This is a genomic window from Marinobacter sp. (assembly GCF_041690615.1).
In the GTDB taxonomy this organism is placed as follows: domain Bacteria; phylum Pseudomonadota; class Gammaproteobacteria; order Pseudomonadales; family Oleiphilaceae; genus Marinobacter.
This window is the reverse complement of the sequence record NZ_JAWLGY010000001.1, coordinates 191,865-205,671: the sequence shown is the minus strand read 5'-3', so window position 1 is coordinate 205,671 and position 13,807 is coordinate 191,865. Positions and strand designations below refer to the sequence as shown.

The following is a 13,807-nucleotide window of genomic DNA, read 5'->3' as shown; positions in this document are numbered from 1 at the left end:
CGGAAAGAAACCTATGATCAAGCTGTACCACTGCATGAGTGCCCGTTCGTTCCGGGCGTTATGGGCACTGGAAGAACTGGGCCTGGACTACGAACTGATGATGCTGCCGTTTCCGCCCCGGATGTTCAAAAAGGAGTATCTGGGTATCAACCCCCTGGGCACCATCCCGGCCATGTTCGACGGTGACACCTTCATGACGGAGTCATCCGCCATTGCCCAGTACCTGGCGGAGCGCTATGGCCAGGGCAAGCTGAACGTCCCGGTGGACGATGCCCGTTACGGGGCTTACCTGAACTGGCTGCACTTTGGCGAGGCCACGCTGACCTTCCCCCAGACCCTGGTGCTGCGCTACACCCGCCTGGAACCGGAAGAGCGGCGGGTACCGCAGGTTGCCGAGGACTACAAAAAATGGTTCCTGGGCCGGCTGCGGGGGGTAGAGGCGTCCCTGGAAAAGACGTCGCCGTGGATTCTGGGGGACACCTTCACCGCGGCGGATATTTCAGTGGCCTACGCACTGATGCTGGCGGAAAACCTGAACATGGAAAACGAGTTCGGCCCCAACACACGGGCTTATTGGGAGCGGGTCCAGCAGCGTGATGCGTTCAAGCGTGCGTTGGAGAGCCAGGAGGAGGCGGCCACAGCCCAGGGTATTTCCTGAACCCCGTTCAGGACAGGGAGGGTCAGAAGCCCTCCCGGATCGTTTTCCTGTCAGTCAAAGAGGTAACGGACAGAGTCAGGCTGTGGTGCCGCAGCGGCCGGCATCCTGGACTTCCGCCAGGAACTCCAGGATGGCATCGTTGAAGACATCATTCTGGTCGCCGGACACCATATGCCCTGCCCCGCTCACATCAACCGCACGGGCACCGGGAATCAGTTGCAGGAAGTCCCTTACCCCTTCCTCGCTGACCACGTCACTCATCTTGCCCCGTACCAGGAGTGTGGGAACGTCAATCCTCCGGGCCGCGTCCCGCAACCGCTCAACGTTACGGACTGAACCCGGTGTGCGGTCGCCATTGATGAACGCCGGATCCCAGTGCCAGTAGAGGCGATCGTCCTCTCCCACCCTCAGGTTCTTGCGCAACCCTTCACTGGAACGGGGTTTGGCCTTGCGATGGGGCATGTAGGCATTGACCGCCTCCACCACCTCTTCATAGGAGTCGAAACCGCCAATGTGCGCCGACATGAACTGACGGATGCGCTGCACCCCTTCCGGCTCGACCCTGGGCACAATATCCACCAGTACCAGCCCGTGGATGGGCAGGTGTGTCGCCTCTCCTGCAGCCAGCAGGGAACTGATGCCGCCAAGGGAAGCCCCGATCAGTACCGGAGGCTGCTCCAGGTCAGACAGAATACCGTGCACGTCCTCCACGAAGCGATCGAGGGTGTAGTCCCCTTCCGGACACCAGTCGCTCTCACCATGGCCCCGCATATCCACGGTCATGGCCCGATAACCGTTGCCGGCCAGGGTACGCGTCAGCTCGCCCCAGGAGTGCCGGGTCTGGCCGCCTCCGTGGAGCATCACCACGGGCTGGTCTTCCGGGTGGCCGGCCACATCGGCAGCCAGTCTCAGCCCCGACGCGCCATTGAGGTAAATGCGTTCCATAGTTTCTCTCCGGTGTTGCGACCCCACCCGTGACACGGCAGGGTATCGGTCATCACTGCAAGCTTATCGAGCGCTTGCTATCAAACCCATGATGATGCCTCACTTTCCATCAAAAATGCCAGATAGTTTTGCAACTACCTGGCACCATCGTTCAGCAATGAAGCCCAGAACCCTTACATGCCGTGGGTGGTCACATCAATTTTCGAGTAGACCTGGTCCCAGTAAAGCTGGGCCAGTTCATCGTGGGAGTCCACCTCGGTCACGAGGCCTGACCACTTCTCCAGGATCTCTTCAAAGCGTTCCAGCATCTCGGCGCTGTTTTCGACGCCGCGCTCTTCCCGATAGAATTCAGCCATCTTCTCAAGATCACCCCGGACGAACTCGCGAATTTCGGCCAGCAGTTCCGGGTCTGCCTCATGGAGCTCGGCGCCCCTCTCTTCCTGGATACGCTCCAGCACCTTCTGCTCGCGGTTGTGGTAAACGTACGGAATCTCCGCTGCCAGGCGGCTGCCTGCCTTGAGGATCGCCTGACGCTGGCTTTCACTGAGAGACTGCCAGGTATCCCGATTCATGTTGGTGGTGGCAGTGCCGGCAAAGATTCCGCCAGGAATCGACATGGTGATATCGGTGACGTGTTCAAACAGGCCCAGGTTGGTCAGTTCCGGGGCCGAGATCACCACGCAGTCCACCACGCCCTGACTCAGGGCTTCAGCCGCCTCATTGGACGACAGGGTTACCGGTGTGGCGCCGAAAGCCTCTGCCCAGCGGGACCAGTGTGATCCGGCGACGCGCAGCCGGGCACCGTCAAGCTGCTCCCGGTTGGTGACCGGCTTGGTGCAGGTCAGGCCATAGGGTGAACTGCCCGCGTTACTGGTCATGACCTGGTTTTCCTTCTCCATATCCGCCAGGCAGTCCGGGCAGTTGAGCAGGACAAACTCCGCCATGGCACCCACGTAGGCGTAACCCTCACGACCGCGCAGGGACTCGTCCATCAGGTTGATCAGCATGGAGGCTTCCGCCACCAGGTTCATGTGGGGAAACTGGTTCGGAAAATAGGGCGTCAGCACGTAGCCCATATCGGCCATGCCATCCCTGACACCGCCGGGGGTCTCTGCGAAATTGAGCAGCGACAGGGCGAATACCTTGACGGTAAGCTCACCGTCGGTCAGTTCCGATACCGTTTCAGCAAAGTTCTGCCCGGCAATGTCCGAGTCCGAGTTGGGCGGAAAGCCCATGGCGTAGGTCAGCTGGCGAGCCTGCGCCTGGCCGGCCATGAGCATGCTGGCAGACAGGACGGTGGCCAGTGTAGCCCGGGCCAGTGTTTTCATTTTCATGATCCATACCTCGTTGTTATTTTCAGCCCCTGGCAACCAATGTCCCCGGGGATATCAGATCAAACCCCAGTTACGGGCATCCTGTTCCGGCACCGGAATCTCCAGTTCCAGCAGTACCTGGGAGTAGGTTTTCCCCTGTGGATCGAGATGGAGGGAGCTGACGCCCCCACCATCCAGGGACTCCGCCAGCAGGAAGTTGATGCCGTGGATACCCGGCAGCGGATACGCCGTCACCTCGCCCCGGGTCAGTCCGCTGAAGCAGGCTTTGACACGCTCGGAAGTCAGGGCGGCACGGATGACATCGAAATAACGGGGGTCGCGGGCGATTACGCCAATATTGGCGTAGTTGCCCTTGTCGCCACTGCGGGCGACGGCAAGATCAATCAATGGCAGGGCAGTCGTCCGGCCCTCCGACACCCGGGGCGGCTCCACCGGCGCGGCAGCTTGTGGCTGGTCCTGGCCCCGAAGGCTGGCCACCTGCAGGGCAATGGGCTCGCCGCCGACCTTCACCGTTACCGGCACCTGGTCCTTGTCGATCAATCCTGAGAACAGGCTGACGACCGGGCTGGGTCGCGGGCGCCCGGGCGTTACGCCGGTAACGGCTGGTGACATGGATAACGCAGCGCCGACGAACTCCTTGGAGAAAAGTTCCACACCTTCCTTGCGTGGGTGATGCACACCCAGACGGAGAACGACCTCACGGGCCTGACTTGCTTCCGGCCTCGCCTGGTCGCCGAACATGGCCTCGGCCCCAATCACCTGCAGGTCGCTCTTGGTAAACGCCGGCAAGCCCTCTTCTTCCAGCATTGCGGAGGTTCGATTGCGGATTGCCTCGCCCATACGACGGGCCTTGGCCGCAGCATCCCGGCCGACGATCACGAAACTGCCGATACAGGTGAAGCCGCCCATATAAGTGGCGCTGACCTTGTAGGTGGAGGTGGGCTCACGGCCCCGGGCACCCTTGATCAGAACCCGGTCCTCACCCACCTGTTCCATGGTGACCCGGGTGAAGTCACAGATCACATCCGGCAGCACATAGCTGTGGGCGTCGCCGATCTCGTACAGCATCTGCTCACCTGCAGTCAGTACTGATACCAGGCCACCCGTCTCCGGCGGCTTGGTCAACACGAAGCTGCCATCAGCGGACACCTCGGCAATGGGGAAACCCGTGTTTTCCCAGCCGGCCTGGGTATCCTCCCAATCGGTGAAATTGCCGCCACTGGTCTGTGCACCACACTCGATCAGGTGACCCACCAGGCCACCGGCCGCCAGCCGGTCATAATCCTCGGGTCTCCAGCCAAATTCATGGATGAGGGGGCCTACGGCGAGGGCGCTGTCAACACACCGACCCGTCACCACTATATCGGCACCGGCATCCAGGGCCGCAGCAATGGGGAAGGCGCCCAGATAGGCATTCACGCTCATGACCTTGTCTGGCATGGGCGCACCGGTTTCCATCTCCCGCAGGTCCTTTGCCCGGAGCTCGTCGGCCCGGTCCAGCAGGTTGTCCCCCTCCACCGTACCAATCTTCAGGGTGACACCGGCCTCCTCCGCTACGGCTTCCAGCGCCCGGCGGCAGGCTTCCAGGTTGACACCACCGGCGTTGGCGATGACCTTGATGCGCTTGTCAGCAATGTCCCTTACCCAGGGCTTCATGACCCGGTCAATAAAGTCCGTGGCATAGCCGGCCTCGGGGTCGCGGGAGCGGGCCTTGGCGAGAATCGACATGGTGATCTCCGCCAGGTAGTCCAGGATCAGGTAATCCACGCCACCGTAGCTGATCAGCTGTTTCGGCCCCAGTGCTGTGTCACCCCAGTACCCGGAGGCACCACCGATTTTGATAACCTTGTCTGACATCTCAACCTCGAATGACTTGATGAAACGGCCGGCCCCTTACAGGCCCAGCTGCCGGGACGCCAGGTCCCGCATGATTTCCTCGGCACCGCCACCGATGGCGTTAACCCGAACTTCCCGATAGATACGCTCCGACTTGGGCCCGCGCAGATACCCGGCACCACCCAGGGTCTGCACCGCTTCCCGGGCGCAATACTCCATGGTCAGGGTGCTCTGGTTCTTGAGCAGGCACACATCGGCTACCGGGTTGTCCCCGTGATCGATACGCCAGGCGAGTTTTTCCAGGTAGGCCTGGCTGGCCTCGATCTTCATGTACATATCCGCGAGCTTGTGGCGAACCACCTGGTGCTCGATCAGCGACTTGCCAAAGGTCTGGCGCTGGCGGGCGTAGTCCACCACTTCCTCGTAGCAGGCCCTCGCAAAGCCGATGCAGCCAGCGGCCATGAAGATGCGCTCGAAGTTGAAGTTGTTCATGATCATCTTCGAACCCTGGTTTTCCTCCCCCAGCAGGTTGCCAGCCGGCACGCGGCAATCGTCGAAGTACAGGGTGGCAGTGTCGGAACACCACCAGCCCATCTTCCGGTCCAGGGGCGTGCGGGTGAAGCCCGGAGTATCCCGGTCGATCACCAGCAGGGAAATGCCCTTGTGACCCGCCTCACCGGTGCGTACAGCGACGGTGTAGGTGTCTGCCCGCATGCCGGAAGTAATGAAGGTCTTTGAGCCGTTAACAATGTAATGGTCACCATCCCGTTTCGCCGTGGTTTTCAGTGCCGCCACATCCGAACCGCCATCGGGCTCGGTGATAGCAAGGGCACTGATGGCCTCACCGGCGTAGATGGGTGGCAGCACGCGCTGCTTCAGCGCCTCCGAGCCATATTTGACGATGGGCGGAGAGCCAATACCGTGGCTCATCAGGCTGGCAGAAAGACCGCCGCAGCCGGCCATGGCCAGTTCCTGGGCGGCAATGATCATGTAGAACAGGTCCGCCTCGATACCGCCGTACTCTTCCGGATAGCCAAGGGGAATCAGGCCAATGTCGGCTGCTTTCTTGTAGAGCTCTCGCGGGAAGGTACCGGCCTCGTCCCACTCGGTGACGAAGGGCTCGATTTCCTTGCGGACAAAGGCACGGACCGAATCCCGGAAGGCTTCGTGTTCGGCGGTATAAAAGGGACTGCTGGTCGTCATGGATCTTCCTCGGTTGTTTCTGTTCAGGCGAATTACTGGTACTGCTTGCGCAACTCCCGCTTGAGTACCTTGCCGGTGGCTGTGCGGGGCAGCTCTTCCAGTACCGCCAGGTGCTTTGGCACCTTGAAACGGGCCAGGTGTTCGCCGCAGTAGGCCTGGATTTCCTCAAGTGTTGGTTCGTCACCCTCTTCGGGTACCACCAGCGCCATGGGCACCTCACCCCACTTCTCATCGGGCACACCAATCACCGCCACATCCCGGACTTTGGGGTGACGGTAGAGCACCTGCTCCACCTGGGTGGGATAGACGTTCTCGCCACCGGAAATCAACATGTCTTTCTTGCGATCGACGATGTAATAGAAGCCCTCGTCATCCTGTCGGGCCAGGTCGCCACTGTGGAACCAGCCGTTACGCCATTCCTCGGCCGTGGCGTCGGGACGATTCCAGTACTCCCGGAACATGCTGGGGCCACGCAGCACCAGCTCGCCGGTTTCACCAGGCGCCACGTCGTTATCGTTCTCGTCCACGATGCGCATCTGCACGTGGATCAGCGGCTTGCCCACCGATCCGTTCTTGCGTACCGCGTTTTCGTTATTAAGCACACAGGCCGAGGCACAGGTTTCCGTCATGCCGAAGCCTTCCAGGAACTGGAACCCCCGCTTCTGGAAGAATTCGATCACCGGAATCGGACAGGGTGCGCCACCCGACAGCAACACCTTGAGGGCCGACAGGTCATAGTCATCGAATCCCTTGTGCTGACTGAGCATCAACCACATGGCCGGGAGCACGAACAACGTGGTGATGCGCTCCTTCTCAAGGGTTTTGAGCAGGTTTTCAGGCTCGAACTGCGGCTGCAACACGATGCGGGCGCCGCAATAGAGCATGGGCAGCGTGTAGATAGCGAGCCCCCCGATGTGGAACAACGGGGCGACGGTCAGGGTGCTGTCCGAGGTATTGAAAGCCAGCGGGCTCATCTGGGTGTTGATGGCCACCCAGGTAGGGTTGGCATGGGTCAGCAGGGCGCCCTTGGGCTTGCCGGTGGTTCCGGAGGTGTACATCATCATCAGCGGATCGTCCTGCCCGACCAGCACATTGCGGTCGGTGGCATCCGCACCGGCGAGGCACTCCCGGTAGTCCGGGTCCCCTTCGGCACCCTTGACGCCATCGCCACACTCTCCGTTTACCACGATGGCGTACTGCAGGGTGGTGTCGCCGCGAATGGGTTCCAGCAATGGCAGGAAACGCGCGTGGTAGACGATCACCGAGGCTTCCGCGTCATTGATGATGAACTCCAGCTCCTTCGCACTGAGCCGGAAGTTCAGGGGCACGGCGATGGCGCCCAGCTTGGCACAGGCAAAGAAGGTTTCGAGGAAGGCGGTGCTGTTGATCATCAACAGGCAGACACGATCACCCTTGGTAATCCCCTTGCCGGCAAGCACGTCAGCAGCCAGGTTTACCCGGTGATCCAACTCCCCATAGGTGACCCGGTCATCGTTATAGATCAGGGCCTCGGTGTCCGGACGGTACCAGGCATGGTAACGCAACCAGTCACCGATACCGCCGATGTAGTGGGAGCTGAGGCCGGGGTCAGTCTGTTGTATTTGTTGTTGGGTCATGATGCACCTCTGATCATCGTATTGCTCATGCGAACGCAGAGCCCTGAACCATAACAGCGGCACCGGAAGGCAGCTTGCGTGAACTGGCTGCCGGTGATATCTGACCGGCACCGGAAACCTGCAGCCGCACTCTCAAGCGTCGCGAACCGCTGACAATATCCCTGGGTGGAAGGCCATAGATACGCCGTATGGAATGACTGAAATGGGTGGAATCGGGATAGCCGGTTTCCAGCGCAATATCTGTCAGCGTAGACGGGGAACGAACGTGGTACAGCAACGTCCTCGCACGGCGCCAGGCCCGATATTTCCGCAGGCACACCCCGGTTTCCGCCTTGAAAAGGTGGAGGAACCGGGAGAGGGACAGCCCCTCGCTGTCGGCAAGGCAAGAGGCACTGCAGGGGTCAGCCGTATTTTCACAGATGCGGTCCACCACGTGGCTTACCCTCGAATCGAGCAGCCGTCTCGGCAAGGGCTGGCCGAACAGCAGGTCATCAAACTCCGCATCCGAAAGCCGGGCGCTGGTAGCTACCTGCTGCAAACGCATAACACCCTCGAGGATCCTCACCCTTACCGCCGAAGCGTTTTCCTGCAACTTCCGTTGAATGCAGGCACCGGCCATCACCGTATCCGTGTACTCAGGCTCAAGCATCACAACGGCCAGATGCCGGTCTGCCGTACGAACACGGTGGGGGGTATAGGGGGGCACCCACGCGATATGGCAGGTACTCCAGCCATTGCCAACATTGACCTGCAACGGCTCCAGATCGGAAACATACAGCGTCGCACACCCGAAGTTCCGGACCCCGGGCCTGCCCAGCAGGCCGTAGTAAAAAACCCGGTGCGGACCAATCAACATCAGCCGGCTATTTTCTTGTTCTTGGCTGGGGGTAAAACTCATTGCGTTACCCTCTCGGTTATCAACACCCCAAGGTTAGACCTAACACTTGGTCAAATTCAAGATTGGGGCTAGAATAATTTGACCGAGTGATTGGTCTCATGTCTGAATAACCCTGTCCACCGATCAACTGGCACCGCTCCCTGCCTACACGGAAACCTGATCCACACGTGAGCCGTGTCAGTAACAATAACTGAAAAGAAGGCCATATACCGCCTTTGACCAATGGAGAGCAGCATGCGTTACACCACCGAGCACAAGAGCCTCTACGACTCCGTCAGCAAATTCGTTGCAGAGGAAATCAATCCTTACGTGGACGAGTGGGAGAAAGAAGGCATCTTCCCGGCCCGCGAACTTTTCCGGAAGATGGGCGCCAAGGGCTTCCTCGGCATCACCAAGCCCGAGGCTTTTGGTGGCATGGGACTCGACTGGAGCTATGACCTCGCCTTTTGCGAAGCCATGGGTGAAACCAACTGCGGCTCCATACCCATGGCCGTCGGGGTACAGACCAATATGGCCACGCCCGCCCTGGCCAAGATAGGCTCCGATGAACTGCGCAAGGAATTCCTGGCACCCGCGATCTCCGGTGACTACGTGGCCTGTATCGGCGTATCCGAACCGGGGGCGGGCTCCGACGTTGCCTCCATCAAGACCACCGCCCGCAAGGACGGTGACGATTACATCATCAATGGCGGTAAGCTGTGGATCACCAACGGCACCCAGGCAGACTTCATGTGCCTGCTCGCCAACACCGGCGACGGCCCGGTGCACAAGAACAAGTCGCTGATCGTTCTGCCCATGGATACGCCGGGCGTCACCGTAGCCCGCAAGCTGGACAAGCTGGGCATGCGCAGCTCCGACACTGCCCAGATCTTCTTTGAAGACGTGCGGGTGCCCCAGCGTTATCGCATCGGTGAAGAAGGTATGGGGTTCATCTACCAGATGCAGCAGTTCCAGGAAGAACGCCTGTGGGGTTCCGCCAGCCTCATTCGCTCCCTCGAGAAGTGCATCGAAGACGTTGCTGAATATACCCGCCAGCGCGTCGCCTTCGGCAAGCCGCTACTGCACAACCAGAGCATTCATTTCCGCCTGGCCGAACTGCAGACGGAAGTGGAGCTGCTGCGGTCGCTGGTTTACCGGTGCACTGAAGGGTACATCAACGGAGAGGACATGACCCGACTGGCTTCCATGGCCAAGCTCAAAGCCGGACGGCTTTCGCGGGAAGTGACTGACAGCTGCCTGCAGTATTACGGCGGCATGGGCTTCATGAACGAAACCCTGATCACCCGCTTCTACCGGGACCTGCGCCTGGTCTCCATCGGCGGTGGTGCCGACGAGGTCATGCTGGGCATTCTGTCCAAGTTCATGGGAACCCACCCCGGCGGCCAGTAAAGCGGGTGAAGAAGCTACGGGGCGTCAGGGACGATGACCCGTGGCGAGTTGCCAGACCCGGTCGGTGAGATCCTCCAGGGAAAGACCTCCCCCATGGCGGAACCAGGTCGGCGTCCAGTGCAGGGAACCCGCCAGCAACTTACGAAGAATGTCCGGCTCCATGGTGACCACGCCGGCCTGGTGAGCCTCCCGCAGCACGTCCAGCCAGATACCCTCGTACTCTTCCCGCAGCCGGAGAATGGTTGCCTTGCCCTCCTCTGACAGATTGCGCCACTCGTCCACCATGACACTCCAGGCTTCGCCGGTTTCACCATTCATGGCGTACAACTCGACAGAAATCAGGGTGCGTAGCCGATCCTCCAGTGCCGGACGACTTTCCAGCGCCCGCTTCAGGCGGCCCAGGTTGAGAACGATGCTCTCTTCCATCACCGTGCGCAGGATTTCGTCCTTGCTGCGGTAATGGTGAAAGATACTGCCCGGCAGGATACCCGTCTCACGCCCGATATCACGTACCGTTGTCTGTAGATAACCCTTGCGGCGGAACAGGCGGGCAGCCGTATTGAGCACCACCCCGCGGGGACTTTTGGGGTCGGTGATTTTCCCGCTCTCAATCAGTTCTTTGCGGATCTCTTCGCTGAATTCCAAGGTTCCGGCTCTCTCTCGACAGGGTTGGGAAAGGGTTAGAAACGGGCTGCATTCTATAGCAAACCCGATATCGCCGGCCACCAGACAAGCTACCGGGGCTGTTGGGAGACCTTATCTGCATTGTAGACCAAACGCTTGCTCAAATTCGCGCTGTCCGCTAAATTTGTCGGAACAACAACAACGCACCCCCGACATGCGGAGGCTTATTATGGCCAGGCAACCACAGCACGAGACTGACCCCACCATGAACATGATCGACCGGGTATGCACCGGCGATATTCTCACCCGGGCAACTGACCTCTACCCGGACAATGTCGCCATGGTAGATGGTGGCCGAACCCTCACGTACCGTGAGTTTGAAGACCAGTCAAACCGCCTGGCTCACAGCCTGCTCGGGCTTGGCCTCAAGGCCGGGGAACCAGTGGGTATCCTGGCCCGCAACTGTCTGGAGCTGATGGTGAGCTACATGGCCTGCGCCAAGGCCAACCTGGTATTCGCACCGGTCAACCTCGGGCTGAAACCCCATGAGATCGCCTATTGCCTGAAAGACTGCGGCGCCCGGATCCTCATCGTCGAGGACGCTCTCGTCGAGGCCGGGCAAGCCCTTCCGGAACAACTGCCGGACCTGGAGTTCCTTTACTGGACCGGCGCCAGCACCCACTCCGCGGCAGGACATACCTGGCTGCCGTTGCAACAGCTCATTGACAGCGGTGACAGCAGCCCAATTGAGGTGGTAGTAGGCGACCGGGACCCGGTACAGCTCCTTTATACGTCCGGTACCACCGCCAACCCCAAGGGTGTAGTAACCAGCCACCTGGCCGTCACCATGGCTGCGATGGCCAATATCATCGCCAACCAGTTACCCCCTGAAGCCTCCATGCTGTGCCAGCTGCCGCTGTTCCACTGCACCGCGGTGAACTGCCTGGCCGTACCCACCTGGATGATGGGTGGCAAGCTGGTTCTTGCGAAGGGCTTCGATGCCCGGGAGTGCGCAAGGCTGATCGAGGAACACAAGGTCTACATGTGGGTGGGCCTGCCGATGATGTACAACGAGATACTCACCGACCCGGAAGCGAGCCAGCGGGATTTCTCATCAGTACGCCGGGCACTTTACGCCATGGCACCAATGGCAGAGTCAAAGCTCCAGGCCATTCATGACGCCTTCCCCAACGCGGATGTCGTGCTGGGGTCCGGACAGACCGAATTCACCCCGGCCACCTGCCTGATACGGCCAGAACACCAGTGGAGCAAGGCCGGCTCGTGGGGCACCACCACGCCCATGACCCGGGTCGCCATCATGGACGACCACGGCCGCTTGCTGCCGCCGGGCGAACCCGGGGAAATCGTCTATCGCGGTCCCCAGGTGATGACCGAATATCTGAACCAGCCAGACAAGACAGAAGACTCCTTCAAGTACGGCTGGTTCCACAGTGGTGATATCGCGTCTATCGATGAGGATGGCGCGATCTGGTTTACCGACCGCAAAAAGGATGTGATCAAGACCGGCGGTGAGAACGTGGCATCCCTGGAAGTGGAGCGCTGCCTGATCGGCCATCCCAAGGTGGCCGAAGCCGCGGTCATCGGGCTTCCCCATGAGCGCTGGGGCGAGGCCATCACCGCCAATGTCATTCTGATGCCGGGTGAAGAGGTGACCGCAGACGAGCTGATCGAGTACTGCCGGGAGCACCTGGCGGGCTTCAAGGTGCCCAAGGCCATTGTGGTGGTGGAGGAGTTCCCACGCACCGGCACTGGCAAGATCCAGAAGCACATGATTCGCAAGGATATGGAAGGGTACTTTTCGGATTAAGGCTGTCAGACAGCCTTGTCAGCTATTTCCAGTGAAGGACTACGATCTGGCCTGCCAGTCTGGCTGCAGGCCCCCACAAGTCGATAAGGCTTTCCGGAACACGCGGTAAATACGTCCATGTACGCTCGACGAAAACATCCCTGTTTTCGACGGTTCCGGAAAGCCTTCTCAACTCGTGGCGACCCAAACCTCACAGTCGCCTGAAAGTACGAATTATCAGGCAAAAAGCCTTGATCAGACGTTATAAGCCTTAAGCAACTGCCGCGACAACGCCGCCCGGTGTACCTGGTCCGGACCGTCGCCAATGCGAATGTAACGGGCATACATCCAGGCTTCCGGCAGGAAGGTGTCCTGGCAGACGCCGGCCCCGCCGTAGACCTGGATGGCCCGGTCGATGACCCTGGCGGCCATGGCCGGTACCACGATCTTGGCGGCGGCGATCAGGTCCTTCGCTACCTTGTTGCCTTCCCGGTCCATCTTGTCCGCCGCTTTAAGCGTTAGCAGGCGGGCCTGTTCGATTTCGCAGAAGGATTCGGCAATCTCCTCTCGCACCGAATCAAACTGTGACAGCTTGCGTCCAAACGCTTCCCTCTGCTCTGCCCGCTGGCACAGCATCTCCAACGCCCGCTGGGCACAACCGATAAGCCGCATGCAATGGTGGATCCGGCCAGGGCCCAGTCGTCCCTGGGCAATCTCGAAGCCACGCCCTTCACCCAGCAGCATATTTGACGCAGGCACACGCACGTTTTCGTACACGACTTCCGGATGGCCAACCGGTGCCTCGTCATAGCCGAACACCGTCATATCCCGGACGATACGCACGCCTGGCGTGTCCTTCGGCACCAGTATCATGGACTGCTGGCGGTGACGGTCAGCGTTGTCCGGGTCCGTCTTGCCCATCACGATCAGCAGCTTGCAGGCCTCGTTCATGGCCCCGGAGGTGAACCATTTACGGCCGTTGATCACATACTCATCGCCTTCACGCCGGATTTCGCACTGGATATTGGTAGCGTCACTGGAGGCCACCGCCGGCTCGGTCATGGAGAATGCTGAACGGATTTCACCCGCCAGCAAGGGCTCCAACCACTGTTTTTTCTGCTCAGGGCTGCCGAACATGGAGAGGATTTCCATATTGCCGGTATCCGGTGCCGAGCAGTTGAATACTTCCGAGGCCCACAGCACCCGGCCCATTTCCTCCGCCAGGGGCGCGTATTCCAGGTTGGTCAGCCCGGCACCATGGCCCCCCGGAAGAAACAGGTTCCACAAACCGGCGGCTCTCGCCTTCGCTTTCAGATCCTGGACAATGGCCGGTGTCCGGTAACGATTTTCACCGCTGGCCTGCTCACGATACAGGTGCTCCACCGGACAGACTTCGTCAGTCATGAATTGCCGGACCCGGTCCAGAAGGTCAGAAGCCTTTTCAGAACTTGAAAACAACATAAAACAGCCCTTAATTGATCAAATGGTACCCGGAGC

The 13,807-nt window shown here is 60.1% G+C and carries 11 protein-coding genes; 3 read left to right on the top strand and 8 right to left on the bottom strand.

From position 1 onward, the window contains the following. Positions 1-13: 13 nt before the first annotated feature. Positions 14-658 carry a glutathione S-transferase family protein gene (locus ACESMZ_RS00905; protein ID WP_372956218.1) on the top strand — a complete coding sequence of 215 codons (645 nt, stop codon included), beginning with the start codon at positions 14-16 and terminating at the stop codon, positions 656-658. Positions 659-733: 75 nt separating this feature from the next. On the opposite strand, the gene ACESMZ_RS00900 is transcribed toward ACESMZ_RS00905, so the two are convergent. The 6 genes from ACESMZ_RS00900 to ACESMZ_RS00875 form a co-directional block, all read right to left on the bottom strand. Continuing rightward, a complete protein-coding gene (locus tag ACESMZ_RS00900) occupies positions 734-1,603 on the bottom strand; it encodes an alpha/beta fold hydrolase (RefSeq protein ID WP_372956217.1) in 870 nt (289 codons plus the stop codon). Between the two features lie 173 nt (positions 1,604-1,776). Next, positions 1,777-2,937 (bottom strand): C4-dicarboxylate TRAP transporter substrate-binding protein, encoded by a 1,161-nt coding sequence (locus tag ACESMZ_RS00895; RefSeq protein WP_372956216.1) that lies wholly within the window; start codon positions 2,935-2,937, stop codon positions 1,777-1,779. A gap of 54 nt (positions 2,938-2,991) precedes the next feature. Next, positions 2,992-4,794 (bottom strand): acyclic terpene utilization AtuA family protein, encoded by a 1,803-nt coding sequence (locus tag ACESMZ_RS00890; RefSeq protein WP_372956215.1) that lies wholly within the window; start codon positions 4,792-4,794, stop codon positions 2,992-2,994. Positions 4,795-4,830: 36 nt separating this feature from the next. Beyond that, a complete protein-coding gene (locus ACESMZ_RS00885; RefSeq protein ID WP_372972073.1) occupies positions 4,831-5,976 on the bottom strand; it encodes an acyl-CoA dehydrogenase family protein in 1,146 nt (381 codons plus the stop codon). 32 nt (positions 5,977-6,008) lie between these two features. After that, positions 6,009-7,592 carry an o-succinylbenzoate--CoA ligase gene (menE, locus tag ACESMZ_RS00880; RefSeq protein WP_372956214.1) on the bottom strand — a complete coding sequence of 528 codons (1,584 nt, stop codon included), beginning with the start codon at positions 7,590-7,592 and terminating at the stop codon, positions 6,009-6,011. 25 nt (positions 7,593-7,617) lie between these two features. Then, positions 7,618-8,448, bottom strand: coding sequence for a helix-turn-helix transcriptional regulator (locus ACESMZ_RS00875; RefSeq protein ID WP_372956213.1), 831 nt, complete (start codon positions 8,446-8,448; stop codon positions 7,618-7,620). Positions 8,449-8,724: 276 nt separating this feature from the next. Here ACESMZ_RS00875 and ACESMZ_RS00870 point away from each other — a divergent pair, with 276 nt between their 5' ends. Continuing rightward, a complete protein-coding gene (locus ACESMZ_RS00870; protein ID WP_372956212.1) occupies positions 8,725-9,879 on the top strand; it encodes an acyl-CoA dehydrogenase family protein in 1,155 nt (384 codons plus the stop codon). Positions 9,880-9,903: 24 nt separating this feature from the next. On the opposite strand, the gene ACESMZ_RS00865 is transcribed toward ACESMZ_RS00870, so the two are convergent. Continuing rightward, on the bottom strand, positions 9,904-10,524 hold the full coding sequence (locus ACESMZ_RS00865) for a TetR/AcrR family transcriptional regulator (protein ID WP_091853123.1): 621 nt from the start codon (positions 10,522-10,524) through the stop codon (positions 9,904-9,906). A 208-nt stretch (positions 10,525-10,732) separates the two neighbouring features. Here ACESMZ_RS00865 and ACESMZ_RS00860 point away from each other — a divergent pair, with 208 nt between their 5' ends. Further along, positions 10,733-12,331, top strand: a complete 1,599-nt coding sequence (locus ACESMZ_RS00860; RefSeq protein WP_372972072.1) for a class I adenylate-forming enzyme family protein — start codon at positions 10,733-10,735, stop codon at positions 12,329-12,331. 234 nt (positions 12,332-12,565) lie between these two features. Here the strand turns inward: ACESMZ_RS00860 and ACESMZ_RS00855 are convergent, their stop codons facing one another. Beyond that, on the bottom strand, positions 12,566-13,771 hold the full coding sequence (locus ACESMZ_RS00855) for an acyl-CoA dehydrogenase family protein (RefSeq protein WP_372956210.1): 1,206 nt from the start codon (positions 13,769-13,771) through the stop codon (positions 12,566-12,568). Positions 13,772-13,807 lie beyond the last annotated feature (36 nt).

Bases quoted from the DNA above. Each gene is read 5' to 3' on its own strand.
- ACESMZ_RS00905 (WP_372956218.1), top strand. From the start codon at position 14: ATGATCAAGCTGTACCACTGCATGAGTGCCCGTTCGTTCCGGGCGTTA.
- ACESMZ_RS00900 (WP_372956217.1), bottom strand. From the start codon at position 1,603: ATGGAACGCATTTACCTCAATGGCGCGTCGGGGCTGAGACTGGCTGCC.
- ACESMZ_RS00895 (WP_372956216.1), bottom strand. From the start codon at position 2,937: ATGAAAATGAAAACACTGGCCCGGGCTACACTGGCCACCGTCCTGTCT.
- ACESMZ_RS00890 (WP_372956215.1), bottom strand. From the start codon at position 4,794: ATGTCAGACAAGGTTATCAAAATCGGTGGTGCCTCCGGGTACTGGGGT.
- ACESMZ_RS00885 (WP_372972073.1), bottom strand. From the start codon at position 5,976: ATGACGACCAGCAGTCCCTTTTATACCGCCGAACACGAAGCCTTCCGG.
- menE (WP_372956214.1), bottom strand. From the start codon at position 7,592: ATGACCCAACAACAAATACAACAGACTGACCCCGGCCTCAGCTCCCAC.
- ACESMZ_RS00875 (WP_372956213.1), bottom strand. From the start codon at position 8,448: ATGTTGATTGGTCCGCACCGGGTTTTTTACTACGGCCTGCTGGGCAGG.
- ACESMZ_RS00870 (WP_372956212.1), top strand. From the start codon at position 8,725: ATGCGTTACACCACCGAGCACAAGAGCCTCTACGACTCCGTCAGCAAA.
- ACESMZ_RS00860 (WP_372972072.1), top strand. From the start codon at position 10,733: ATGGCCAGGCAACCACAGCACGAGACTGACCCCACCATGAACATGATC.
- ACESMZ_RS00855 (WP_372956210.1), bottom strand. From the start codon at position 13,771: ATGTTGTTTTCAAGTTCTGAAAAGGCTTCTGACCTTCTGGACCGGGTC.